This window comes from Lacticaseibacillus sp. 30, assembly GCF_053819265.1.
On record NZ_JBSOQX010000023.1, the window covers coordinates 1 to 24,220 of the forward strand.

Below are 24,220 nucleotides of genomic sequence, written 5' to 3' on the forward strand. Positions count from 1 at the left end.
GTAATCTAACAACAGTGCGATACCGGCATACGGAAGTGCATTTAGAATGAGGCAAATGAGAGCTTTCATGAGTTTGTTGGACTCCTTCAACTTTGTGTGTTTTTCATATTAGCTTAATTTGTATGCCCATCATACTGTCCACAAAGACTTATACGCAATTAGTTCAGCTATTAAACTATTGGTTAAGTACTTAATTCGTCCCACCAATGCTCCGCGCCAATTGTCCAAAACCAGCCAGCGCCCCTTTTTGCACCTGTTCTGGCGATTCTGGCTCATCTTGCGCCAGCCAGACGCGCAGAATATTCGTGAAGCCACCGAGGGCAAAGGCCATGATGTAGTTCACTTCCTGATCGGTACCGGCGACATGCCAAGGCGCAGGAAACGCGCGGTAGTGAGCAACCGCGTCTTGCAGCCAAACCCCGTTCAAACGATCAAACAGACCTTGTCGAATCAATAAGCGAACAAGGTCTTTTTGCTGCCACCAGAAGTTGAAGAAATTTGCCATGGTTGTTTCAAAACTAATCGGTTCCTGATCGCGGGTGGCTTTTTGCAAACTTTCAAAATAGCCATCCGTCAATTGGGCACAGAGATAATCGATTAAGTCATCTTTTGTTTTAAATGCCCGATAAAAAGTCTTTCGTGAAAGATCTGCTGTCTGCACGATTTCCGTGATTGAGATATCAGCCACATTTTCGCGTTGCATCAACGCAATCAAGGCATCAACCAACCACTGTCTAGACTGCGCCGCCATTCGTTGTTTACCGTTCATCGCTCGCATCCCCTTATCTGACACAAATACTGCCAATTTGTAGCACTTGTCTGCAACCTATTGCCGCTTCTCCTAAGCCCCAGTATACTCAAAGTGCTCTCGAAAGTCACACATGTGTCACATAGACACAAACGTATCAGATGAAAGGACTGGATGCTATGACGCGTTTTACCAAAACACTTTGTTTCATTGGCCTGACGATCGCGATGTTCATGGGAACCCTCGACACCACGATCGTCAATATTGCGATTCCAAAAATCATGACGGATCTCAATGGCTCGCTTGCTAATACGAGTTGGGTCATGACGATTTACACCTTAGCCATGTCGGTCTTCATGATTACCGCTTCGAAAATTGCTGACCGGTTTGGCCGCAAGAAAATCATGTTACTTGGTCTCCTGCTCTTTGGCGGCTTCTCCGCTGCTTGTATGACGGCGACTTCTCTGTCCATGCTCATCACCTTCCGTTTCTTCCAAGGTCTCGGTGGCGCGATCATCACCCCAATTGTCTTGCCTATGGGAATTGAGGTCTTCGGTAAAGAGAAAATCAACCGCGTTGCTTCCGTTGTCGGAGCAGTCACGGCACTAGCAGCGGCTGGCGGCCCGCCAATTGGTGGTATCATTCTGCAAGTCGCTTCTTGGCGCTGGATTTTCGGCATCAATGTTCCTTTAGCCATCCTTGCCTTCGTGCTCATTGCCGTTTGCGCAAAAGAATCCTATGATGAATCCCTCGCTGGCGGTATCGATTTTCCGGGGCTTGTCTTTCTAACGGCCGCGCTTGGCGGTGTCACATTTGGCCTGTTGGAAGGTCGCCAATACGGCTGGACATCCTTGCTGATTCTGACCAGTTTAATTGGCGGTGTCCTCGCCCTCATTGCGTTCATCGCCACCGAAAAGCGCGTGAAGAACCCGCTGTTGGAGCTAGATCTTTTCCGTGAAAAAACGTTGAGTGCCTCTAGCATTGTTTACTTCATGACCGGCTTTGCGTTAGTAGCACCGAGTCTGATTCTGAACTATTTCCTCCAAAATGTATTAGGCGATAGTCCTTTGCATGCCGCACTCATCATCATTCCAGTTTCCCTAACGATCATGATTGCCATGCCACTTGGCACCAAACTACTCGATAAAACCGGTGCTATTCCCGTTACCTTAGCCGGCATGCTGCTCATGGCTGCCAGCCTTTTCCTGCTGTCGCTCATCAAAACAGAAACCGCAACCGCCTTAATCGTGGTGCTGCTCGTCATTAACGGTTTCGGTTTTGGCTTCGCTTCAGTCTCAATGGTCGCCTCGGTCCGTTATCTACCCAAAAATAAAAGTGGGATTGGTTCCGGGATTGTCAACGCGGCCCGGCAAATTGGTACCTGTTTAGGTATTGCGATTCTGGTCACCGTATTGGATACCAATATCGACACAGCAAAAACGCAGATTCATCATGCTGGCGACCAAATCATATCGGCAAAAACCTTGTCGCCATATGTCAAAACAGTTGCTCACCAGCAGCTCGCTGCGGTCTTTGCCGGATCATCAACCCCGACAAAGCACCAACAGAAAAAGATGAGGCAAACCATCTCAGAAGCAGCCAAAGTTAAAACTAATCTACCAAAGCCCGCTGCTGGCAGTGATCTTCGCAAGTTGTATGATGCCAGTGCAGGCTTACAACAAGGCAGTAACAAGTTGGCAAACGGCTCGGAAGCACTGGCAAAAGCGGCTCAACAAACCCGTTCACCGCTTGCCACCAGTATCGTGCAACTAAGCGCGGGTGCTGCGACCATGGCGCAAGGACAAGCTGCCTTTTTGACCGGCATCAAACAAGTCGCCCAGAAACAAGCCTTGCAAACCGCTTTTCACGACATTACCCAACGTAAAAATACCCGCTTAGCTCAGGCTTTTAGTCACACGTACCTGATTGGCGCTTTGATTGTCCTATGTCTATCACCAGTGGCTTTTTGGACGGATCGGCGGCTTGGCATGAATAATTCCCTTTGACTATTTCTCATCGCTTAGGAGAAATCAAAAAACATCAGCAATGCAGTTGCCCCAACCACTGCCTGCTGATGTTCTTTGAGTATGGACCAATTTTTATTTTTGACTGGGGCGAGTAAAGTTGTGAGTCATGCTCAATTGTGATTTAAGTCTGGTCCAACACTAATTTTGCCATCCTGAATCGACACTGATTCTGCTCCCGTTGCGCCGCCTTCATAATTTACCGTTGCATAGTTGATGCTACGAGTCAGTGCCACAGAATAAGTGTCAGTCCCGTGCGGTAATAAATAAGCTGCGACTTCGTCTGTATGGCGCTGGTCTAATAACCGAAAAACCTCAAAAACTTGATCAGGAATCTGGCTTTGCGCTGCCTTTTTCGTAAAAATGGTCACACCGTTAGTATTCACACGCGCCATCTTTGTCTTTGATAGGAATAGATACATATTGTCATACAAGTCACCTGCTACCAACGATTGCTGGGTCAACTTAGCATCTTGCTTGACCAATTGTGTCTGTCGCAGGGAGTACGCCGTGTTTCGATATAACTTTTCTCCTTGCAAGTGACTTAGATTTTCAACTTTGCCGCGAACATACGACTTGTTCTGAATGGTCACCAATTGATCATCTCGCACGGTAGCTTGATCGCCTGCAGTACTTTGCCAAGTGCCGGCTACATCATTGAAAGTCAGCTGTTTAGTTGTCCCATACTTGATTTTCCGCGAGTAAACATTGCCGCGATTGACGGTACTAGCATTACCCCCTGTCGTGTAAGCCATGATCACTTCATACAAATGATCGCCTTCAATGAGATAGCCATCATTACTAGGAAAAGTGTGACCATCCGCTTGTTGTGTATAGACCAAATCCGTTAATGCTTTAATCTGTTTGGTTGCCCCCATCGCTTTAAGCGTCGCATTCACTTGCTTCACTGTGACGAAGCGGAGTGTCTTAGGCTGTGCTTCATTTTTCTGAATAGCCTTTTTGATCGTGGCATAATCGCTCTGTTTGAAAGTAGCGACACTGTAAAATTTACCGGCATTCGTGATAGCAGGTGACAACTTGTTGTCCGGTTTTACTTGCTCGTTTTTCAAACTCCCCTGACTCGTTACCGTGGCAGAAACCGCCTCAGTTTCGCGCCACACTTGATCCTTTTGGTTTAAAACGGTCACTGTATGCTGCTTAACCTTGCTCACAACGTTACCCGGCTGACAAGCAGTCAGTAAACTCAAACATCCGAGCGCCAACACTGCCACGCTCAACTTTTTGTTCATCATCATTTCTCCTTCTCCACGTCTAGGTGCTGTTGCTATTGTTACTGAGTCTAAGCTTCTATTATTCTTGAAACAATCGTGCCTCCTCGTTTTATCACACAGTATCATCCTAAAGATCAAACCAAGTATCTAGAGAAATATCTCACCGCTTTAAATCACGTGTCATGTTAGTTGTCTGCTGTTCATGCTCTTTCATTTTTTTACGAATACGCACATTAAAATTGTTGACATTTTCTGGAGAAGCTTCTAATATTCAAATCAACCATTAATAATTCATCCATGAAACCGATGATGTGGAGATCAAGATCATTGTGCGCGCAAAGAGAGTTGCCGGTGCTGAGAGTGCAATCGAACGCAGATGATTAAATGGACCACGGAGGGTTCTCCCGAAAGACTTCAAGTACGGAGAAACGTAAAGGCATACGTCAGTTGTCGGAGAGATGTTGGTCTCTCGCTAAGCGTGATTAAATGGGGATTTTTAGACAAATCAGATGCTATTATTTGTTGAAGTCTCGAATTAATCGAACTAAGGTGGCACCGCGGAAAATCCGTCCTTAACTTTTCAAAGTTATGGGCGGATTTTTTTGTGAGCGTGAGCCGGTTTCCGGGCTGGTGAGCGCGTTATCGAAGGAGGTCTTGGGTATGAATCAGACAAACGAGATTAAACGATGGCGATTTTTATATAGCTTTCAATCACTTAAAACTCACAACAATCCCTGTCAAAACACAATTTGGAGGCATTCATCATGATTAAACAAGCCATTGAAAAAGTCGTGAACCACGAAAACCTAACGTTTGAAGAAAGCGAAGCCGTTTTGGATGAAATCATGAACGGTGAAGCATCTGAGGTGCAAACTGCCAGCTTACTGACCGCGTTAACCGCCAAGAATCCAACGATTGATGAAATCGCCGGTGCAGCTGCTTCTATGAGAAGCCACGCGCTTGCTTTCCCCGAAACCAAGGATGTGCTTGAAATTGTTGGTACTGGTGGTGATCATGCCAACACGTTCAACATTTCCACAACCAGCGCGATTGTCGTCGCGGCAACTGGTACCCGAGTGGCTAAACATGGTAATCGCGCCGCTTCATCGAAAAGCGGGGCCGCTGATGTTCTTGAGGCTTTAGGGTTGGACATCAATGAAACACCCGCTGTCAGTTATGAAAGCCTGCAAGAAAACAATTTGGCCTTTCTATTCGCACAGGAATATCACAAATCAATGAAGTACGTTGCCCCTGTTAGAAAGCAACTTGGCTTCCGCACCATTTTCAACATCCTCGGGCCACTGGCAAATCCGGCACACCCAACTCACCAACTACTTGGGGTTTACGATGAAACCTTGCTTGAGCCATTAGCCAATGTCTTGAAAAAGCTCGGCGTCACCAACGCGATGGTCGTTCACGGCCGCGATGGTCTTGATGAGATGACCACCGCCGATGAAACCGCGGTGGTTGAATTGCAGGATGATCACTTAACGAAATACACAGTGACACCTGAGCAATTTGGGTTGAAACGCAGTCAGCGGGCTGATCTGGTTGGCGGCACACCTGAGGCCAATGCCAACATTACCCGGCGCATTTTAGCTGGCGATCACGGACCGCAACGCGACATCGTATTGCTGAATGCCGGTGCAGCGCTTCACGTGGCTCATCCCGACTTATCCATTCAAGCAGGGATTGATTTAGCCGCTAAAACGATCGACGATGGCAAAGCCTTTGAAGAACTCAATCGCCTACTGGCTTTCTCCGACAAGCGTAAGGACGTGGTGGCATGATCTTAGATGATCTGGTGGCTGTGACCAAAATTCGTTTAGCGCGTCACCAACGCCAACAGTCACTTGCTGATTTAAAACAAACCGTGGCCAAAATGCCGCGCAATCACAAGCCGGATTTTCTAATACGCTTAAAACAACCTGGCCTACACGTGATCGCTGAGGTCAAAAAGGCCTCGCCATCAAAGGGGACAATTGTCACAGATTTTCCCTACTTGGCGATCGCCAAAGCGTACGATCAAGCCGGTGCCGATGCTATCTCGGTCTTGACCGAACCCGATTATTTCAACGGCCACCTTCATTATCTAAAGGAGATCAGCCAACAAGTGTCGGTGCCAACGCTTCGAAAAGATTTTACGATTGATCCTTATATGATCTACGAGGCTAAGGCAAACGGGGCTGTCATTATTTTACTGATTGTTGCGATCCTAACCGATCAGCAATTGCGCGATTATCGCCAACTGGCTGAAAAACTCGGTATGCACGCAATTGTCGAGGCCTATACAGCCGCTGAGGTCACACGGGCACTACAGTCAGGTGCAAAGATAATCGGCATTAACAACCGGAATCTCAAAGACTTTCGAGTTGATTTCACCAATAGTTTGAAATTAAGAGCCATGGTGCCTGATAACATCCCCGTCGTTGCGGAAAGCGGCATTAAGACGCAGGAAGACGTTGAAAAACTGGCAGCAGCTGGCTTCAATGCCATTCTCATCGGTGAAACACTCATGCGATCCAACCAGAAAAAACAATTAATAGCGGCGTTCAAGGAAAGAGCGTGAACTGGCGCGGTTAGAAACCGGAGCATAAGCGGCCTTGGACGTGATGACCGCATTTTGGTCATTGCGACCAAGGTCCTTATGTGGAGGTTTCTGCGGCAGTGATCGCGTTTAAGAAAGAGCGTGAACTGGCGCGGTTAAGGAGGTTCCCAAAATGGTACTCGTTAAAATCTGTGGTCTCATGCATTCGGAAGATATTTTGGCAGTCAATACTGCTGGGGCTGACTTTGCCGGCTTTGTCTTTGCTCCCGGGCGGCATCAAGTATCACTTGAGCAAGCGTTGGCCTTAAACCAGTTGCTTCATTCCAAGATCAAGACCGTTGGTGTTTTCGTCAACGAGCCAGTCGCCGAAATTCTGGCTATCTATCAAGCAGGTGCCATTGATGTTGCACAGCTTCATGGGAAAAGCACCCCAGCCGAAATCACGCAACTTCAACAAGCCGGTTTAAAAGTGATCCAGGTCTTTGAACGCCAGGCCATTGATCTAACCTCAATGGCTGATTATTTAATGGTCGATAGCGGCAAAGGCAGCGGGCAACTACTTAACTTAAAAGCTATCCCCCACATCAGCCGACCCCTCATTTTGGCTGGCGGTCTAACGCCACTGAATGTGCGCCAAGCGGTTCAACTCGTTCAGCCCACGATGGTCGACGTCTCCAGCGGGGTTGAAACCAACGGCCATAAAGATGCTGATAAAATCACCCAATTCATTCAACAAGCAAAAGAGGACATCATCTATGAAGACATTAAATGAAACAACCCAACAGTCAACACGCGCCGGTCGTTATGGAAAAGACTTTGGCGGCCAGTATATTCCTGAAACCCTCATGACCGAGCTTGAAAAAGTAACTAAGGCTTTCAATGACTTAAAAGATAATCCTGAATTTAAAGCAGAATTAAATGATCTATTGGTTAATTACGCCAATCGCCCCTCGTTGCTTTATTATGCCAAGAACATGACCGAAGACCTTGGTGGCGCCAAAATCTACTTAAAACGGGAAGATTTAAATCATACCGGTGCACATAAGATCAATAATGTCATCGGTCAGGCCTTGCTCGCCAAACATTTAGGCAAAAAGCGCCTGATTGCTGAAACCGGTGCCGGTCAACATGGTGTCGCTACCGCCACCATTGCCGCACTCATGGGGATGGACTGTGAAATTTTCATGGGTAAAGAAGACACTGACCGTCAAAAGTTAAACGTTTATCGCATGGAACTTCTCGGCGCAAAGGTTCATCCAGTCACAAGCGGATCAATGGTTTTAAAAGACGCGGTTAACGCCACACTGCAAGAATGGGCGAGTCGCAGTGATGACACTTTCTACGTGCTAGGTTCCGCAGTCGGCCCGGCGCCGTTCCCCGAAATGGTAAAACATTTTCAAAGTGTTATTTCAACGGAATCAAAACAGCAACTTCAGGCCAAAGAAGCTCAGCTGCCAGACATGGTCGTTGCCTGTGTAGGTGGTGGCAGTAACGCCATTGGAAGTTTTGCTGCTTATATTGATGATCCTTCTGTTCAATTAGTCGGCGTTGAAGCAGCCGGTAAAGGCGCTGATACCGACAGAACCGCCGCAACTATCGAACGCGGCTCCGTTGGCATTTTCCACGGCATGAAGTCCTTATTCATGCAAAATGAAGATGGCCAGATTGATCCGGTCTATTCCATTTCTGCTGGCCTTGATTACCCCGGCGTTGGCCCCGAGCATGCCGCTCTCGCTCAGGAAGGCCGGGCGCAATACGTTGGCATTACCGACGACGAAGCAGTTGAAGCCTTTACCTACATTGCGAAACAAGAAGGCATTGTTGCCGCCATTGAAAGCTGTCACGCCATCGCCTACGTTGAAAAGATTGCCCCACAGATGGCAAAAGATCAAATCATTATCTGTACCTTGTCCGGACGTGGCGATAAGGACGTCGCAAGCATTGCCAAATACAAAGGAGTCGATGTTGATGAGTAAGTTAGCAGATGTTTTTAAAAATCATAAAGTCTTTATCCCCTTCATCGTCGCTGATGATCCCGATTTTGAAACCACCGTCAAAAACGTGGTCGCACTTGCCAAAGGTGGCGCCGATATTGTGGAGTTAGGCATCCCTTTTTCCGATCCAGTCGCCGACGGTCCCGTGATTCAAGCCGCCGACCTAAGAGCATTCGCCGCCAACGTTCGCACCAAAACGGTCTTTGACATTGTGGAGGCTGCGCGCAAAGAAACCGCGGTGCCAATCGTCTTCCTAACCTACTTAAACATTGTCTTCAAATACGGCTACGACGCCTTCTTAAAACGCTGTGCGGATTTAAATGTCGCCGGCTTGGTGATCCCAGATCTGCCGTATGAAAGTCGCGATGAAATTGTGCCAATTGCCGAAAAGTACGGTATCGATATTATTCCGTTAATCACGCCAACTTCCGGTCATCGAATTGAGAAAATTGCCAAAAGTGCCTCAGGATTTATCTATGTCGTTTCATCAATGGGCATTACTGGCGAACGCGATGAATTCTTTGCTGGCTTAAAGGCATTAGTCGCAGAAATTAAGCAGTATACCAACGTTCCAACCGCTATCGGTTTCGGCATTCACACGCCTGAACAAGCACAAACAATGGCAGGCATCGCCGATGGTGTCATCATCGGCAGCGCCATCGTTGATCTTGTCGCGAAGGAAAAACAACAGGCACCGGCTGCGATTGAAAAATTTACTAAGCAGATCCGAGTGGCCGTTGATGCTAAAAAGCAAATTTCGGTGAAATAATCGTGTGACCAAGATCAGCATTGTTCACATATAACTTCATTAAAGTAAGTATGTTGACGCCTTGTTAGCATCTTGTGTATAATTAAGTCGTTGAAAAGAGGCCACCGGGCGGTACCCCGATGACCTCAACGCGGTTCAGATGACAATTGGGTAAAAGCTAATCCTTGCGGTTAGCTTTTTTGATTATCGCATACGCTTTGGCGATACTGGTAACCAGTATGCTTAGCGCGATGATAATCGACGCCACATCCAGCGCGGCGAACCCCTTTCGTCTCCTAGTTTTGGCATGGCTCTCACCTCCGCGTCTCAAAAATGTTGAGGGGTGTGTGCCATCCAATCCGCTAGACGAAGAAAACAGGGTAATTAGTCCTTTCTCTAAGCCTAAGGTCAGTCTATAGATTTAAATGTATGTGGTCAATAAGTATTCTTTGATTGAAGGTTGCGGTTGCTGGCTTTCTTAAAAAACGAAAAATTGTTTTGGTTAAATTTTGTTCAGTGCCGATTTATTTATATGTCGCTTCTTGCAAAACAAAGAAAAAGCCACGAATCGTGCAATTAGTTTAGATTGCATGATTCGTGGCTTTTTGTATTTAAAAAACATCACTCGGCAACCTCACCAAGCAAAATCTTCCATATCCTCGGCATTCAGAATTCTTACCTGCTTACCTGAACGTTCAATGAGTTTTTCCTCGGCGAGTCGTTTCAAAGTGCGCGAGACCGTTTCCGGCGTTGTTCCGAGATAATCGGCCAATTGTGTCCATGCCATCGGAACTGTGACGGTGTCCTGGCCCGCCGCGGTACGCAAGTCCAGTAGGTAGTGGGTGAGCCGAACGTTGATCGAATCGTTACCCAAATAGCCGGCCTGTTTTTCCAGCGCCTGCATTTTACGGGCGTTTTCAGTCAGGAGTTGGAGACTGATTTGCGGCTGCTTGAGAAGCAATTGTTGAAAGTCAGTGGCACTGATGGTGCAGACAGTTGCCGCCGTCAGGGTTTCGGTATAGACATTCGGATTAGCGATATTGAGTAAGCCGGCTTCACCTTCATAATCACCAACACCATCAACCCGTAGCAGCTGTTCCTTGCCATTGGTGGCCAACTGGTAAGTTTTGAGTTTGCCGTGCGCAACCACCAACAAATGGGCCGCCGTATCAGGGCTGATCAAAACGGTTCCTTTTTCAACCTGGCGTTCGTGCGTCAACGCGTCAATGGCGGCACGCGCCTCATCATTTAAATTTTTGAATAACGGCACTACCGCCGTACAACTATGCGCCATGTTGCCACCTCCTAAACGCGTTCGCAGGCGCAGAAACCTGCACATAAGGACCTTGAACCTAAATGGCCAAAGCCCAGCCATTTAGGTTCAAGGCCGCTTATGCTCCGGTTTCTAAACGCGCCTGCTCACGCTCTGTCAACAAGCTTGATCAATCGTCATCTTCATCCTCGTCAAGCAATGCCCGCCCCGCCGTCACTTGGCGGCCAAGCCGAGTTTGCAAGCGCAGAATGCTTTGTTCATGCCAGCGCTGCAATTGTAACATATCTGCTGCCAACACAGCTTTGTTCTCCTTGTTGGCCAGCGGAATCGCCCGACTGACAAACAACTGGCAGGTATCGATATCATTGACAACGGCGTCCAATTTCATATCATTCGTCCAAAAACGAAACGCCGGGTCTTCCTTGAGCATCGTGTATTCACCGAACTCCGCTGTCGTTGTCGGAAAATCTTCGCCTTGGGCAGCTAAATCAGCCACAAGGTCGTCAAAATGGTCTTGTGCTTGTTGCATTAGCTGATCTAACAGTTGCCGATCGATTTCACTGGCCACACCTCGTAAGGTCACCCGAAACTGCGTCAGCTTGCGGATCAGCACCTGCAAGTTCGCCAACACGTGGCCACTCATCGCGCCAGCAGTTGGCACATGATGGTCATGGTCAGCCTGTTTAGCAGCGGCTGCTTGTTGTTCTTTAACTTGATCAGCGGTAATACTTTTCATTCCTGTCATTACACTCATGTTCTTCTCCTCTTAACCGCGCTTGTTTATTTTTAAAAGCGTTCTATAGCATCGAAACCTCCTCCATAAGGACCTTGGGGGTAATTGGCTCAGCCACCACACCCAAGGCTGCTTATGCTCCGGTTTCTAACCGCGCCAGTTCTCGCTCTATGCTTCTTGACTGCGCACGTTCACAACGGTATAACCCAAGTCCGTGATCGTCTTTTTCAAAGCATCGGCATTGGTCACGCTTGGATCAATTTGAGCCTTGACCTTACTGCTGTTAAACAAGGCTTTCACAGTTTTGACACCGGCTTGCTGGCCTAATGCGCCTTCAATTTTCTGCAAACAACTTGGGCAAGTTAAACCATCCAGTTGATAAACTAATTTTGTCATGTTAAAAATCCTTTCTTGTTTATTTACCTTCATTATTAACGGTTTGTGCTGCGGCGTCCTTGATCGTCGTCAAGTTTTGTAACTTTCTAGGGGTGTGGCGCAATCGTAAGGCATTCGCGATGACCAACAGAATCGAAATTTCGTGGAACAGCATCCCGCTGGCCATATCAACTAACCCAATGAGCAAGCCGCTTAACAATAAGGCAACGGTTCCGATCGCAATGACAAGATTCTGTTTAATATTGTTGTCCATGCGTTTAGCCAGATCGAAAAGAACGCCGAGATTCGTCAGGCGACTGCTGGTTAAAATGACATCAGCAGTATCAATGGCCACATCCATCCCTGAGCCCATGGCCACCCCGACATCTGCTTGCGCCAGTGCAGGCCCGTCGTTGATCCCGTCACCGACAAACATCACCTTTTCACCGCGCGCTTGCGCCGTTTTGATCGCCGTGACCTTGTCGACTGGCAATAAGCCGCCGTGGGTCTGGCTCAGTGGCAAATCCGCCATCATGTGTTCAACCGCCGCCTGCGAGTCGCCTGAAAGCACAACCGTCTTTTTACCGTTATCTTGAAGAGTCGCCAACATGTCTGGGGTGTCGGTCCGCAACTGATCGCGTAGGCCGTAGACTGCAGCAAGTTTGCCGTCAATTGTCGCCACGACCAACGAAGCACCGCTTTTAATCACGTTTTGAATAGCAGCTTGCTGAGCGGTGGTCAGTGGCTGCGTCAGACTCTTTTGGTTCCCAATACTAACGGTATGGCCAGCCACTTGTGCCTGCACGCCAATGCCCCGCGTGACTTTCACGTCGGTCACAGCCGGTGTTGTTTGCGGCTTTAGGTAGGCGACCAATGCCTGCCCCAACGGATGCGCCGTTGCTTGCTCGACTGCCGCCACCAGCTCGGCAACTTTGGCGTCATCGTTCGCCCAATATTGTGCGGTTGCAACGCTGATTTTGCCTTGGGTTAAGGTGCCGGTTTTATCAAACATCACCGTGTCAATCTGATCCAATTTGGTGGCCACATCCCCGCCTTTGATCAAAATGCCGTGCTTCGCGCCAAAGCCTAAGCCGACAACATTGCTGACGGGGGCGCCAATCACCAATGCACCAGGGCAGCCTAATACCAAAATCGTAATGGCTAGTCGGACATTTTGGCTGATCAAACCAACGAGCAAAGCAATGATCAATACCAGCGGCGTATACCACCGCGCAAACTTCTGGATAAAAGTGGCGACTGGTGACTGTGCGTCCTGAGCATCTTCAATCAAATCAATGATCTGTTGATAAACCGTGTTGTAGCCGGTTTTCTCAACTTCAATAGCCACCGTACCATCACTCACCTGCGTGCCGGAATAAACCGTTGCGTCGGCCTGCTTGCTTTTTGCATCCGGCTCACCAGTGATCGCGGCTTCAACAACATTCGCCTGCCCACTGATCACTTTGCCATCAGCTGGTACCGTTTCGCCGGCCAGTACACGGACTTGATCACCAACCGCCAAGTCACCAACCGGAATCATGGTGCCATCCAGTCGCCGCGCGGTTTTCGGTGCCGCAGCCGCCAAGCCTTGAATCGCCGAACGCGTCTTCGCCAAACTGCGCTGCTCTAACCAGTCACCGAATAAAAATAGAAAACTGACCACAGCACTTTCAACCGGCTCACCAATCAACACCGCGCCAACCAGGGCAATCGTCACCAGCAACTCAATACTAATCTGCTTATACCGCAGCGCCGCCAATGCATTGATCGCAATCGGCAAGCCCGCCACCAAACTCGCCAACACTAGCACCCATGCCTGACTAAAAATCAGACCGCCTGCTGTCAGCACACCGCCAGCAATCATCGCTTCTTGTTTATGCGTCTGAATAAAATGCATCGCTAATCCCTCCATTTGAGACCAGTGTACCGAGGTATGAAGAAAGCTGCCTTGACGGTGATCAACTTTAGGGATTTGCCACACGATTATTCTGGAACTGACATGTTTATGACGAAAAAAGATGAAAACACGACGTTTATTTTTAAACTGATGAAGCATCATCAGTTTCAGTTACAATTAATTTGCTTAGTCTTGAAGGTATCTTGGTTGTTGGGGGCTTAATTGCTGTCTTATCGAATTTCCTGTAAGATTTCATTCGTATACATAACAGATATTTGAGTAGTGGTCTTCTAGTATGACCAATCCTCAGCCATGATGATGCGTTAATTGGGAGATGATACTAAAATGAATCGCGATAAAAAAGTTTGGGGTGCATTGCTGATAGTGCTCTTTAACCGTAGCATCTTCAGATATATCGAAGCTCTCTGGACGAACAATATGATATTCGGGAATGTGCTCAAGGGGTTAAGCGCTATCGTAACCTGCGTGGCAATCTATGTATTAATAAGATGTTTGCATGAAAAGTATGCGTCTAATCCAAAGCTTCATGCCCGTAAGCATCAGTAGCGACAAGATTATCAACAGCGCATGATGCTACCTGTTTCTTAAGCTTCTACAAATTGGAGAAATGTTTGAATAAACTAAAACAGCTGGTTATCGGGATCATTCTATTTATACCATTCTTATTCCTTGCCTCTGGAGTCTCCCTAGTTGACTGCTTTTTTGAAGGTGTCTTATTAAACTGGCTATTTATTGTTATTGCGGCCAGTATCTCAATACCATCACTGCTATTCATTGATCGTCATATAAAGCCTTCTTCAACGCAACAACTTAATCAGCCACTCAAAGCACGTTATTTTTATATAGCGGTCATTTGGACCATTTTCATTGTTGTTTTAACAATAACACTCAATAATCTGCCATTTCTCCCGGCTCCAACTGACAATGTGTTGCAGTCGTCAACTGCAAAAGTATTAACTGGCCCATCGCGCTGGCCAATGATTATCTCTCTGTGTTTCTTAACCCCGATATGTGAGGAACTCGGATTTAGAGGCGTTATCCAAGATTATTTGGCAAGTATTTTTGGCTATTGGCCATCAGTCCTCATAACCTCGCTCATTTTTGTTTTTCTCCACGGATTGGAGATTGTTGCTTCATTGTGCCTACTTCTTGCTGCAATTGGTTTTAGTCTTCTCAATCGAGCTTCTGGAACAATAAAAACAAGCATTGTATCACACATGACTTATAACATTATCGTGACAATACTAGTCATGCTGCGATTGTGAATCTCGGGAAAGTAAAAAGACACTTCCGTCGCAGATACACTTGAAGTCAGTCTCTTGGGAACGCCGGTTGCTTACGGGAACGCGGTTGGGCCATAATTCACAGCTATCAAATGAAAGGACAAACAATTTCTGCAGGAATTCTATTAAGTGCGGAAATTGTTTGTCTTTTCATTTGGGTAGTCTATTGGAATTTTTAAAAATACCAGTGCCAAGGCGGAGCAATCGTAGGCCAGATGGGGCTCAGCCGTGCAAACAACACAGCGACGGGCTGTGGAGCTGATGTTGTTAGGCGACTTCGAGACCGCGGGCTTTGCGGGCTCGAAGCGCCGTCACAGCGTTCCAGCCCCAGCTGGCCGGAGATTGCGGAGTTTGGCACGGCAAGAGAATTTTAGCCCAGCACCTTCCTACGATTATTCGTCATTTAATGAATCACAAGTCCTACGAGGGAATGATGGCCCACACTTTTCGAGAAGCAGATTTTTTAGTTCCACCGAACTCTCTGATCACTTTAAATGAAATAGCTAACAAAGGCGTTTCTGCAAACACCTGTTCTCAAATATATTAAAATCTGATTAACCCCATGTGGTAATATAGAAGTATTCAAATAAAGGAGGACGCGTCAGATGCCAGAAGAACAACCAATGGTCCTATTTAAGGACGTTGAGAAAGTTTATCGAGGCGGAAATGTCGCGGTCGAACATATCAACCTTGAGATCCATAAGGGGGATTTTGTCTGTCTCATCGGGACGTCTGGTTCCGGGAAGACAACGACCATGCGGATGATCAACCGAATGCTGGAGCCCAGCGGCGGCCAGATCCTGTTTAACGGCAAAGACATTCATAAAATCGATGCCGTTAAACTACGTCGGCAAATCGGTTATGTCATCCAGAATATCGGCCTCATGCCACACATGACGATCTATGAAAATATCACCATCGTGCCAAAGCTGTTAAAGTGGCCCGAAGAAAAACGCCGGGAAAAAGCCAAGGAACTGCTCGATTTAGTTGAACTTCCAGAAGACTATCTTGATCGCTATCCTTCCGAACTTTCTGGCGGCCAACAACAGCGTATCGGAGTTATCCGTGCGCTAGCAGCCAATCAGGATCTGATTCTGATGGACGAACCATATGGCGCCTTGGACCCCATCACTCGTGAAGCTTTGCAGGAACTGATTAAGAACTTGCAAGAAAAACTCGGTAAAACCGTGGTTTTTGTGACCCATGACATGGACGAAGCTTTGAAACTCGCAACTAAAATCGTGGTCATGGATCATGGGCATATTATTCAAAACTCGACACCGACAGAACTCTTAACCCATCCGGCCAACAAATTCGTCGAAAATCTCGTCGGGCAAGACCGACTTGTTCAAGCGCGGGCCGATGTCACCACCGTTGAACAAATCATGCTTAAAAACCCAGCCGCCATCACACCAGGCAAATCTTTGGCTGAAGCGATTCTGCTGATGCGCAAACGCCGCGTTGATACGCTGCTGGTCACAGATGACGAGAATCATCTTAAAGGTTTCATTGATCTTGAATCTCTTGAGACGCGTTATCAAAGTGCCACTAGTGTTGGCGATATCATTAAAACCAGTATTTTCTACGTGAATAAAGACTCACTTTTGCGTGATACCGCTGATCGCATTCTCAAACGCGGGCTTAAATATGTCCCTGTTGTCGATCATGATAAGAAACTTGTCGGCATTGTCACCCGAGCGGCCTTGGTCGATGTTGTTTACGACACTATCTGGGGCGACAACGATGACAAATCTGACGATATCGACAGTGACCAAGCTGATAGCGATACCGAAAATACCGCTTCAGCAACTGCTGCTTCGGAAGCGCCTGCTAACAGTGACACGCCTAAGGAGGTGTGACCATGTTCGCATTTCTAAACGCACATGGCAGCGAGCTAATCACCAAGACTTGGGAGCAGCTCTACATTTCCGCCATCGCACTGGGTCTTGGCGTGCTGGTAGCCGTGCCGCTGGGCATTGTGCTGACACGTTTTCCTAAAACGGCGAAAGTTGTCATCGGTCTAGCCAGCATGTTACAAACGGTGCCATCGCTGGCGTTGTTGGCCTTAATGATTCCAATTTTTGGGATCGGCAAGTTACCGGCCATTGTGGCGCTGTTCATCTACTCGCTGCTACCGATTCTGCGTAATACTTATATTGGCATGGAAGATGTCGATCCGGTTTTGATTGATGCTGCTAAAGGCATGGGCATGACGGCCTTGCAATCAATTCGGCAAGTCGAAGTGCCGCTGGCGATGCCGGTCATCATGGCCGGTGTGCGCCTATCCGCCATTTATGTCATCGCTTGGGCAACCCTCGCATCGTACATCGGTGCTGGCGGCCTTGGGGATCTCATTTTCAACGGCTTGAACCTCTTCCAGCCGGACTTAATCATTGGCGGGACGATTCCGGTTACCATCTTGGCACTCTTGGTTGATTGGCTGCTGGGCCGGCTAGAACATCGGCTAACCCCAGTAAGCGAACAGGCCTAGGAGGTGGCGAGATGAAGACATTCAGAAAAATGCTCCTATCGCTGTTCCTCATCCCCGTCTTGCTATTAGGCGGCTGCGGCTTTCCCGGACTGGGCGGCTCTGGTAATGACGGTACTGTGCGGATCGCTTCGCAAACCAGTACTGAATCGCAGATCATGGCAAATATCATTGCCGAACTCATTAATCATGAACTCGGCTACAAAACGACTTTGGTCAACAACCTGGGTTCTGGTACCGTGGTGCATCAAGCGATGATTCGTAACGATGCTGACATTAGTGCTACCCGTTACACTGGGACCGACATTACCGGTACCTTAGGCATGAATCCCGTCAAGGATCCTGCCGAAGCTACGGCGATTGTTAAGCGCGAATTCAAAAAGCGTTACGACCAGACTTGGTACCCGTCTTATGGTTTTTCCGACACTTATGCTTTCATGGTGACCCAACAGGAAGCCAAAAAGGACGGTTTGAGCACCATTTCCGATTTGAAGAAAGTCGCTTCGCGTTACAACGCGGGCGTAGATTCCAGTTGGATGAACCGCAAAGGCGACGGTTATAGCGACTTCACCAAAATGTATGGGTTCGATTTCAAACGAGTCTACCCGATGCAGATCGGACTGGTTTACGACGCGGTCGAAGCCAACAAGATGCAGACGGTCTTAGGTTACTCAACAGACGGCCGCATTCGCAGTTACAACTTGAAAGTGCTGAAGGATGACAAAAAGTTCTTCCCACCTTATCAATGTTCGCTCGTCGTCAACAACAGCTTTTTGAAAAAATACCCGAAACTCAAGCCGCTGTTACATCGGTTAGATGGCAAAATCAACCTGAAGACGATGCAAGAGCTGAATTATCAAGTCGATGATCAACTGCTTGAACCGAACGTGGTCGCGCAAAAGTTTCTTGCCAAACACAACTATTTCAAAGGAAGTGACGACTAATGGCCAACATGGATACCTGGCAGCAATTCTGGTACTATCTTGCCAATAATGGCTCGTATGTGCTGAGTCAGTTTGCTCGCCATTTTCTGATCTCAATTTATGGGGTGTTAATCGCCGCCATCATCGGGATTCCGATCGGGCTGGCAATTGCGCGGCACCGGACATTAAGTAGCACGGTGATTGGCATCGCTAACGTCATTCAGACAATTCCTAGTCTGGCGATGTTATCGATCATCATGCTTGGCCTCGGGCTGGGTGTGAATACCGTCATCGTGACTGTTTTCCTCTACTCGCTGCTGCCGATCATCAAGAATACTTACACAGGCATGCAAAATGTCGACAAGAACTTGATGGATGCGGCTAAGGGTATGGGCATGACCCGTTGGCAATCGCTGTACATGGTTGAAATTCCTTTGAGCATGTCTGTCATTATGGCCGGCATTCGCAACGCGCTGGTCGTGGCCATTGGGATCACCGCCATTGGTGCCTTCGTCGGTGCCGGTGGTCTGGGCGACATCATTGTTCGCGGCACCAACGCAACCAACGGCGGCGCCATCATCCTTGCCGGCGCATTGCCAACCGCGTTAATGGCGATCATCTCTGATTTGGTACTGGGCTTCTTGGAACGCCGCTTGGAACCAAAAGGCAAAGCAGAATCTTAAAATCGTCATGAACCTTATTTAACCCTAAAGACGGCCATTGCTGGTCGTCTTTTTTTACGGCCCTTAAAGGTTCCTTTAGCAAAAAGCCATGTTTTCATCGTCCTTTTTCAACAAAACCGCCACTGAGTCGGTACGAATCCGTCTCATCCCTTCGGTAAGCTTTTACTATTGGCTGTTATGAAAGCAGTCAAATGATCGAAGGGAGTCTTACTTATGAGTATCACTTTTTTGGCCATCGCCGCCAGCCTCTTAACAGTCGGGAATCCGCAACCGGCCAAACCGTCGACGTCTGCCGTTCCCATCTCGACCAGTCAGGTCCAACCGCTGGCAGCTCCAACCCCTGATTCTTGGCAGGCGGCCATCACGCCACATCATGCCACCCCAGTGCACGAGGAACCTGCCAGCTTACCGGAACAAAATCTGGATCAGAAAGTCAAAACTTCACGGGTAAAACCGAGCCGTTATTCAAAGTGAGTCTCGTTAAGAACACCGTGACAGTCTGTTGTACAAATTAACCTAGTTACCCTTCCTTCCACTATCAAGATTTTGATGGTGGTTTTTTTTGAAAATGATAGCCATATGCCACCTTTGTATTGCTTCTTTTATAGACATTGTGCCAGTTACAACATCGTAGACGCTCCCTGTTAATTTCAATATGCTCTTGACAAGAATATTCACAACTTCTAATATATGCGAATGAACGTTCATTCCGGAGGAGAAAAAATGAAACCCATCGCCACCCCAGATCCAATCATCGCCCAAGCAGTCAAGCTGTTTGCCGAACGCGGCTACGCGGAAACCAATTTACCGTCAATCGCCAAAGCTGCCAATGTAGCGGTTGGCACAATTTATCGTCACTTTAAGGGTAAAGAGGATATCCTTAACACCGCGTTTACTGACATCATGGATTATTTTCACGACTCACTGGCTGACGCTGCCAATTGCAACGTCAGTGATCCCGAATCAACTTTCAGCCACCTCTTTGATGCCGCTGCACTGACCATGCAACATTACCCAACTGAACTGCATTTTATTGAACAAAATGTGTTTAATGAAGCGCTACGCCCAGAGAGTCGTGCTGCTCGCGACCGTGTTACCACATTGATTAGCAATATGCTGATGGAAGGTCAGGAACACGGTGTCATTGTGAAAGCAGATGTTCGCACCCAATTAGCTATTTTATACGGCAGCATCGTCAGCATGATTGACATCGTTTGGGTCCAACAACAACTTCAAGGCCATGTGCCCGATCAAGATCAGTTAGCCCTTGAGCTAAAAAATCAGATCTGGAACGGCTTAACCTGTGAAAGGAGTATCTTTCAATGAAAAATCTTCGTCATCGTCACATACCGGCCCTTATTTTCTGGCTAATCGTCATCATCATGACCTTAATCACCATGCCAGATGTTTCCGGCATCGTCCGAGACAAAGGCGCCTTATCGCTGCCGAAAAACGAAGAGAGTCAAATTGCCGCAAACATTGAAAAGAAAGCCAACAATAATCAGAAGGTTCGCTCTTATGCACTGGTTTTCAACAATGGTGACAAAAAACTGACTGCCTCGCAAAAACAAGCCATTCATCAAACTCTCAAGAACCTTAAGAGTACCGGTGCTGTCAAAATTATCAACGTCACACAAGCATCTGACAACGCCGAAACTAAGAAACAGCTAGACGCCAAAGACGGTACGACTCAGATGGCGTTGGTCGATGTGAAAGCCCAAGGGCAAGTCGGGCCGCAAACGCGCAATTTAGAAAAACAAATCAAAACTAGCAACGTCAAAACCTATGTAACTGGCAGTGATGTCTTGAACGACGACTTTGCGACCGTCACTGAAAAAGGGATTCAGAAAACAGAAATCATTGCGGCAATCTTCATTTTCATTGTGCTCATCATTGTCTTCCGTTCCCCGATCGTCCCGCTCGTGTCGCTGCTCACCGTTGCCATTTCCTTCATGACTTCCTTGAACATCATCATGAATTTGGCGGACAAGTTTAACTTTCCAATCTCAAACTTTACTCAAGTCTTCCTAGTGGTTGTCCTTTTCGGAATTGGAACCGATTATAATATTTTGCTATACGACGACTTCAAGGCCGCCCTTTCACAGGGCATTCCACGAACGAAAGCTGCCGGAGTTGCCAGACGTTTTGGTGGGCGAACGATCCTGTACTCTGGCCTCTCAGTTCTAATCGGCTTCTCCGTGCTCGGCCTTGCCAATTTCAAGTTCTATCGTTCCGCAGTTGGCGTGGCCATTGGTGTTCTGATCCTCTTGACCGTGCTGCTCACGCTCAACATGTTCTTCATGGCCACTTTAGGCGAAAAGCTCTTTTGGCCAAGTAAGAATCTCAACGGTCATAGCACCAGCCGACTGTGGCACGGCCTGTCCAAAATGGGCATCGCTCGACCGCTCATCACCCTCGGGATCATTGGCATCATCGCAGTGCCGTTTTTGCTGAATGCCAACCAAACCTTGAATTTCAACAACGCGGATGAACTGCCGGAAACGTTGCAATCCAAGGTCGGTTATAAGCTGATTCAGGATCATTATTCAAAAGGTATGGCCTCACCAACAACCATCTATATTCAAAGTAAGCAACCGTTGAATACACAAACGGTTCTTGGTACGATTGATGACCTCACAACCTACCTGCAAAAGGAGAACGGCGTTAAGACAGTTGCCTCTGTGACACAACCAGGCGGCAGTCAGATTAAGTCGCTCTATCTCGACAATCAACTCCAAACGATTAATGCGGGCCTGACAGACAGCGTGAAAGGGTTGAAGCAGGTGCAAGCAGGCCTTAGTTCAGCCAATACGCAAATTACAAATGCTGATGTCGCCGGCAGCACGCAACAAGTGCAGACCCTTGCTAATGGCACCAACACCCTTTCATCCGGCGCCTCCAGTCTTAACAGCGGAATCGGCCAGTATACTTCCGGCGTTGCATCGTTAAACACCGGGATTGGCCAATTAAGCAGCCAGCTGCCGGCCCTGAGTTCAGGGGTGAACACCTTAAGTACGAGTTCGACCCAGCTAGCTAAGGGCATGGATCAGCTTAGCGGGAATAGTACGGTACTCGCCAGCGGGATGAATCAACTTAGCGACAAATCTGGTGAGTTGACTAGCGGGATGAACAAGCTCGCCAGCCAAGTTCAGAACTTGACCGGCAGTGCTCAGCAAATCGTTACCTTAATTAACCAACTTCCCAATGGCAGTCAACTGACACAGTCAATTCTAGAAGAAATCGCCAAGTTTTCAGGTGGTGTGCAACAGCTGACGAACGGTACCAGTTCGCTTGGCGATGGCATCAAAACGCTGAACAATGGTACGACAGCCTTAAACAGCGGCATCAGTACGCTCACCAGTGGCACCCACCAACTGAGTAGTGGGATTGGTTCCTTAAACAGCCAAGTACCGAGTCTTGTTTCCGGTGTCAACCAACTCAACACGGGGTCCTCACAGCTCGCAGCACAAAATGGCACCCTTAATAGTTGCGCGGCGCAAGTTGCCAGTGGCGCCGATCAGGTCAATACCGGTGTCCAAACCCTGAACACAAAAGTGAAGGCAATCTCCGAACAAGTCACCACCATGCAAAGCGGCTTAACCTCGGCAGACAAAGCCCTCGGCACGATTGCAGACGGCAGCACCAGCATGAAACAATACCTGACCGAGTTGCAAAAGTCGTATCTGGGGAAGAAGTTCTATATCCCTAACGCCACTTTAAAGAGTAAAACCTTCAAGCCTGCGTTAACGACCTACATGTCTGATGGCAACAAGATTACCAAATTGACCGTTGTTCTAAAGGGCGATCCCAGCACAGATGCTGCCGCCAAACAGATCGAAGCGATTAAAACTGACATGACGGCCAAATTAAAGCACACGCCGCTAGCCGACGCAACCGTCGCAGTTGGTGGCCAAACTTCACAAACCGCCGACCTGCAAAAACTGGCTAATGGCGACTTTGAACGAACTGCTGCGATCATGATTATTGGCATCGGCATCGCCCTCATTTTCGTCACCCGGTCCTTGATTCAACCTATCAGCATTATCTCAACGTTGCTGTTGGCCTACGTCACCTCGTTAGGCCTCACCAAACTGTTCTCAACTTACGTGCTTGGTCGCGACATGCTGACGTGGAACACACCGTTCTTCACCTTCATCATGCTCGTTGCCCTCGGCGTTGACTACAGTATCTTCCTCATGGTGCGCTACCGTGATAACGCCCTCGAAGGCGGCACCATGACGCATCGGATTGCCAAAGCCGCTAGCGTCATCGGTGCGGTTGTCATCTCCGCTGCCATCATCCTAAGTGGTACCTTTGCCGCGATGATCCCATCCGGCATTACAACCCTGATTCAGGTCGCGCTGGCCGTCATCATCGGCCTGATCCTCCTCGTCTTCCTGCTCCCACTGGTCATGTCCAGTGTCATCAGCCTGACTGACAAGCAGATGAACAAAAATAATCATCCGCAAGGCCCCGGCCCACATGACGACAATGATCATACGTCACCAAAAAGCCCTAAAACACCAACGCTAAATGGCCCAAACTCAAGCCATTCAGCACCACCGGCGGAACCGCGCACGTCACAGAAACCGCGTGTTCATTTAGCGGCTGTCCCACCTGATTCAAAAAAATAAACGGGTTGCACGCACACTCTCTCCGTTGAGACCTAACACCTGTAGTTTCCAAGACTGCAGGTGTTTTTGTATCTGTTTAGAAAGCTATATGAATCGGTTGTTGCCATGAATCTGATGCTGTTATAAGTTGAAGCCATCTCGGCAGTGGTTTAATAAAGATAACACTAGGGGATGTCGATCATGCGCTCAAACAAATCAGGCAAACTACTATCATTAACCATACTTTTCATTTTTGCCTTTTTTCTGCTTTCTGTTGTGTGGACCTTGCGCTCAGATACAAAGATAGCAAGAATTGTCCCTCTCATCCTCGTCCTCATTTTGACTATCTTAAGCTTCTTACACTACGCACCCGCTCCAAAAACAAAACAGCAACCGTTGTTCGTCCCAAAAAAGTTTGGCATTGGCATTAGTGTTAACCCCAATAATCCAACAGGCCGGTTATTCTGGTATCTCGTTTTCGCAGTTATGACGATCCTGATCATAGTGGTGGCTTTCAGTAACTAACGGAACCATTCCTTAGCATCCAAATTGTTTATTAAGCAGCTATATGTAGACTGTGCTTCGCTTTAAATGAAACCGCTTGCCTTTGCATCATTTTTTTGAATCTGCTATCGTC

At 47.9% G+C, this 24,220-nt stretch carries 23 protein-coding genes and 1 pseudogene; 18 read left to right on the plus strand and 6 right to left on the minus strand.

What is annotated here, in order from left to right:
* Window positions 1-190: 190 nt before the first annotated feature.
* The gene (locus ACWPAB_RS12670; protein ID WP_003582900.1) at window positions 191-769 is read right to left on the minus strand and encodes a TetR/AcrR family transcriptional regulator; all 579 of its coding nucleotides are present in this window, start codon (window positions 767-769) and stop codon (window positions 191-193) included.
* Window positions 770-927: 158 nt separating this feature from the next.
* Between ACWPAB_RS12670 and ACWPAB_RS12675 the strand changes: the two genes are divergently transcribed.
* A complete protein-coding gene (locus ACWPAB_RS12675; protein WP_016382182.1) occupies window positions 928-2,754 on the plus strand; it encodes an MFS transporter in 1,827 nt (608 codons plus the stop codon).
* 131 nt (window positions 2,755-2,885) lie between these two features.
* On the opposite strand, the gene ACWPAB_RS12680 is transcribed toward ACWPAB_RS12675, so the two are convergent.
* On the minus strand, window positions 2,886-4,025 hold the full coding sequence (locus tag ACWPAB_RS12680) for a hypothetical protein (protein ID WP_016382181.1): 1,140 nt from the start codon (window positions 4,023-4,025) through the stop codon (window positions 2,886-2,888).
* A gap of 66 nt (window positions 4,026-4,091) precedes the next feature.
* Here ACWPAB_RS12680 and ACWPAB_RS12685 point away from each other — a divergent pair.
* The 6 genes and pseudogenes from ACWPAB_RS12685 to trpA form a co-directional block, all read left to right on the plus strand.
* Window positions 4,092-4,193 (plus strand): annotated as a pseudogene (locus ACWPAB_RS12685) (DUF4918 domain-containing protein); the annotation flags it as partial.
* A gap of 575 nt (window positions 4,194-4,768) precedes the next feature.
* Window positions 4,769-5,794, plus strand: coding sequence for an anthranilate phosphoribosyltransferase (gene trpD, locus ACWPAB_RS12690; RefSeq protein ID WP_003582892.1), 1,026 nt, complete (start codon window positions 4,769-4,771; stop codon window positions 5,792-5,794).
* A complete protein-coding gene (trpC, locus tag ACWPAB_RS12695) occupies window positions 5,791-6,573 on the plus strand; it encodes an indole-3-glycerol phosphate synthase TrpC (RefSeq protein WP_016382180.1) in 783 nt (260 codons plus the stop codon). Before trpD ends, trpC begins: the two co-directional genes overlap by 4 nt.
* Window positions 6,574-6,724: 151 nt before the next feature.
* The gene (locus tag ACWPAB_RS12700; RefSeq protein ID WP_003562637.1) at window positions 6,725-7,324 is read left to right on the plus strand and encodes a phosphoribosylanthranilate isomerase; all 600 of its coding nucleotides are present in this window, start codon (window positions 6,725-6,727) and stop codon (window positions 7,322-7,324) included.
* Window positions 7,308-8,528: a tryptophan synthase subunit beta gene (gene trpB / locus ACWPAB_RS12705; RefSeq protein ID WP_003582888.1), complete on the plus strand. Its 1,221-nt coding sequence runs from the start codon at window positions 7,308-7,310 to the stop codon at window positions 8,526-8,528. Before ACWPAB_RS12700 ends, trpB begins: the two co-directional genes overlap by 17 nt.
* Window positions 8,521-9,315, plus strand: coding sequence for a tryptophan synthase subunit alpha (trpA, locus tag ACWPAB_RS12710; RefSeq protein WP_003562633.1), 795 nt, complete (start codon window positions 8,521-8,523; stop codon window positions 9,313-9,315). Before trpB ends, trpA begins: the two co-directional genes overlap by 8 nt.
* A gap of 613 nt (window positions 9,316-9,928) precedes the next feature.
* On the opposite strand, the gene ACWPAB_RS12715 is transcribed toward trpA, so the two are convergent.
* From ACWPAB_RS12715 to ACWPAB_RS12730, 4 genes are all read right to left on the minus strand, one after another.
* Window positions 9,929-10,588: a Crp/Fnr family transcriptional regulator gene (locus ACWPAB_RS12715; RefSeq protein ID WP_003562610.1), complete on the minus strand. Its 660-nt coding sequence runs from the start codon at window positions 10,586-10,588 to the stop codon at window positions 9,929-9,931.
* 148 nt (window positions 10,589-10,736) lie between these two features.
* Window positions 10,737-11,321 (minus strand): ferritin family protein, encoded by a 585-nt coding sequence (locus ACWPAB_RS12720; protein ID WP_016366853.1) that lies wholly within the window; start codon window positions 11,319-11,321, stop codon window positions 10,737-10,739.
* A gap of 147 nt (window positions 11,322-11,468) precedes the next feature.
* Window positions 11,469-11,696 (minus strand): heavy-metal-associated domain-containing protein, encoded by a 228-nt coding sequence (locus ACWPAB_RS12725; RefSeq protein WP_003562606.1) that lies wholly within the window; start codon window positions 11,694-11,696, stop codon window positions 11,469-11,471.
* 19 nt (window positions 11,697-11,715) lie between these two features.
* Window positions 11,716-13,572 carry a heavy metal translocating P-type ATPase gene (locus ACWPAB_RS12730; RefSeq protein ID WP_003582883.1) on the minus strand — a complete coding sequence of 619 codons (1,857 nt, stop codon included), beginning with the start codon at window positions 13,570-13,572 and terminating at the stop codon, window positions 11,716-11,718.
* 36 nt (window positions 13,573-13,608) lie between these two features.
* On the opposite strand from ACWPAB_RS12730, the gene ACWPAB_RS12735 reads away from it, so the two are divergent.
* The 11 genes from ACWPAB_RS12735 (at window position 13,609) to ACWPAB_RS12785 (ending at window position 24,108) form a co-directional block, all read left to right on the plus strand.
* Window positions 13,609-13,794 (plus strand): hypothetical protein, encoded by a 186-nt coding sequence (locus ACWPAB_RS12735; RefSeq protein ID WP_003562602.1) that lies wholly within the window; start codon window positions 13,609-13,611, stop codon window positions 13,792-13,794.
* A gap of 123 nt (window positions 13,795-13,917) precedes the next feature.
* On the plus strand, window positions 13,918-14,139 hold the full coding sequence (locus tag ACWPAB_RS12740) for a hypothetical protein (protein ID WP_011673963.1): 222 nt from the start codon (window positions 13,918-13,920) through the stop codon (window positions 14,137-14,139).
* Window positions 14,140-14,204: 65 nt separating this feature from the next.
* Window positions 14,205-14,858: a CPBP family intramembrane glutamic endopeptidase gene (locus ACWPAB_RS12745; RefSeq protein WP_003577283.1), complete on the plus strand. Its 654-nt coding sequence runs from the start codon at window positions 14,205-14,207 to the stop codon at window positions 14,856-14,858.
* Window positions 14,859-15,481: 623 nt separating this feature from the next.
* Complete coding sequence (locus ACWPAB_RS12750; protein ID WP_003582881.1) at window positions 15,482-16,735, plus strand: betaine/proline/choline family ABC transporter ATP-binding protein; 1,254 nt, start codon at window positions 15,482-15,484, stop codon at window positions 16,733-16,735.
* A gap of 2 nt (window positions 16,736-16,737) precedes the next feature.
* Window positions 16,738-17,367 carry an ABC transporter permease gene (locus ACWPAB_RS12755; protein ID WP_003568628.1) on the plus strand — a complete coding sequence of 210 codons (630 nt, stop codon included), beginning with the start codon at window positions 16,738-16,740 and terminating at the stop codon, window positions 17,365-17,367.
* 11 nt (window positions 17,368-17,378) lie between these two features.
* The gene (locus ACWPAB_RS12760) at window positions 17,379-18,308 is read left to right on the plus strand and encodes an osmoprotectant ABC transporter substrate-binding protein (RefSeq protein ID WP_003562594.1); all 930 of its coding nucleotides are present in this window, start codon (window positions 17,379-17,381) and stop codon (window positions 18,306-18,308) included.
* The gene (locus tag ACWPAB_RS12765) at window positions 18,308-18,970 is read left to right on the plus strand and encodes an ABC transporter permease (protein WP_003562592.1); all 663 of its coding nucleotides are present in this window, start codon (window positions 18,308-18,310) and stop codon (window positions 18,968-18,970) included. Before ACWPAB_RS12760 ends, ACWPAB_RS12765 begins: the two co-directional genes overlap by 1 nt.
* Window positions 18,971-19,183: 213 nt before the next feature.
* Window positions 19,184-19,444, plus strand: coding sequence for a hypothetical protein (locus tag ACWPAB_RS12770; protein ID WP_003562589.1), 261 nt, complete (start codon window positions 19,184-19,186; stop codon window positions 19,442-19,444).
* Between the two features lie 249 nt (window positions 19,445-19,693).
* Complete coding sequence (locus tag ACWPAB_RS12775) at window positions 19,694-20,296, plus strand: TetR/AcrR family transcriptional regulator (protein ID WP_003572929.1); 603 nt, start codon at window positions 19,694-19,696, stop codon at window positions 20,294-20,296.
* On the plus strand, window positions 20,293-23,604 hold the full coding sequence (locus tag ACWPAB_RS12780) for an MMPL family transporter (protein ID WP_052915920.1): 3,312 nt from the start codon (window positions 20,293-20,295) through the stop codon (window positions 23,602-23,604). The genes ACWPAB_RS12775 and ACWPAB_RS12780 overlap by 4 nt, the downstream gene beginning before the upstream one ends.
* Window positions 23,605-23,784: 180 nt before the next feature.
* The gene (locus tag ACWPAB_RS12785) at window positions 23,785-24,108 is read left to right on the plus strand and encodes a hypothetical protein (RefSeq protein WP_003582875.1); all 324 of its coding nucleotides are present in this window, start codon (window positions 23,785-23,787) and stop codon (window positions 24,106-24,108) included.
* Window positions 24,109-24,220: the final 112 nt, after the last annotated feature.

What these genes read in the sequence shown, in the direction of transcription:
- ACWPAB_RS12740 (WP_011673963.1), top strand. Translation starts at nt 13,918, where the DNA reads ATGAATCGCGATAAAAAAGTTTGGGGTGCATTGCTGATAGTGCTCTTT.
- ACWPAB_RS12730 (WP_003582883.1), bottom strand. Translation starts at nt 13,572, where the DNA reads ATGCATTTTATTCAGACGCATAAACAAGAAGCGATGATTGCTGGCGGT.
- ACWPAB_RS12775 (WP_003572929.1), top strand. Translation starts at nt 19,694, where the DNA reads ATGAAACCCATCGCCACCCCAGATCCAATCATCGCCCAAGCAGTCAAG.
- ACWPAB_RS12735 (WP_003562602.1), top strand. Translation starts at nt 13,609, where the DNA reads ATGAAGAAAGCTGCCTTGACGGTGATCAACTTTAGGGATTTGCCACAC.
- ACWPAB_RS12700 (WP_003562637.1), top strand. Translation starts at nt 6,725, where the DNA reads ATGGTACTCGTTAAAATCTGTGGTCTCATGCATTCGGAAGATATTTTG.
- ACWPAB_RS12760 (WP_003562594.1), top strand. Translation starts at nt 17,379, where the DNA reads ATGAAGACATTCAGAAAAATGCTCCTATCGCTGTTCCTCATCCCCGTC.
- ACWPAB_RS12750 (WP_003582881.1), top strand. Translation starts at nt 15,482, where the DNA reads ATGCCAGAAGAACAACCAATGGTCCTATTTAAGGACGTTGAGAAAGTT.
- ACWPAB_RS12725 (WP_003562606.1), bottom strand. Translation starts at nt 11,696, where the DNA reads ATGACAAAATTAGTTTATCAACTGGATGGTTTAACTTGCCCAAGTTGT.
- ACWPAB_RS12755 (WP_003568628.1), top strand. Translation starts at nt 16,738, where the DNA reads ATGTTCGCATTTCTAAACGCACATGGCAGCGAGCTAATCACCAAGACT.
- ACWPAB_RS12720 (WP_016366853.1), bottom strand. Translation starts at nt 11,321, where the DNA reads ATGAGTGTAATGACAGGAATGAAAAGTATTACCGCTGATCAAGTTAAA.
- trpA (WP_003562633.1), top strand. Translation starts at nt 8,521, where the DNA reads ATGAGTAAGTTAGCAGATGTTTTTAAAAATCATAAAGTCTTTATCCCC.
- ACWPAB_RS12785 (WP_003582875.1), top strand. Translation starts at nt 23,785, where the DNA reads ATGCGCTCAAACAAATCAGGCAAACTACTATCATTAACCATACTTTTC.
- ACWPAB_RS12770 (WP_003562589.1), top strand. Translation starts at nt 19,184, where the DNA reads ATGAGTATCACTTTTTTGGCCATCGCCGCCAGCCTCTTAACAGTCGGG.
- ACWPAB_RS12780 (WP_052915920.1), top strand. Translation starts at nt 20,293, where the DNA reads ATGAAAAATCTTCGTCATCGTCACATACCGGCCCTTATTTTCTGGCTA.
- ACWPAB_RS12715 (WP_003562610.1), bottom strand. Translation starts at nt 10,588, where the DNA reads ATGGCGCATAGTTGTACGGCGGTAGTGCCGTTATTCAAAAATTTAAAT.
- trpD (WP_003582892.1), top strand. Translation starts at nt 4,769, where the DNA reads ATGATTAAACAAGCCATTGAAAAAGTCGTGAACCACGAAAACCTAACG.
- ACWPAB_RS12675 (WP_016382182.1), top strand. Translation starts at nt 928, where the DNA reads ATGACGCGTTTTACCAAAACACTTTGTTTCATTGGCCTGACGATCGCG.
- ACWPAB_RS12670 (WP_003582900.1), bottom strand. Translation starts at nt 769, where the DNA reads ATGAACGGTAAACAACGAATGGCGGCGCAGTCTAGACAGTGGTTGGTT.
- trpB (WP_003582888.1), top strand. Translation starts at nt 7,308, where the DNA reads ATGAAGACATTAAATGAAACAACCCAACAGTCAACACGCGCCGGTCGT.
- ACWPAB_RS12680 (WP_016382181.1), bottom strand. Translation starts at nt 4,025, where the DNA reads ATGATGAACAAAAAGTTGAGCGTGGCAGTGTTGGCGCTCGGATGTTTG.
- trpC (WP_016382180.1), top strand. Translation starts at nt 5,791, where the DNA reads ATGATCTTAGATGATCTGGTGGCTGTGACCAAAATTCGTTTAGCGCGT.
- ACWPAB_RS12765 (WP_003562592.1), top strand. Translation starts at nt 18,308, where the DNA reads ATGGCCAACATGGATACCTGGCAGCAATTCTGGTACTATCTTGCCAAT.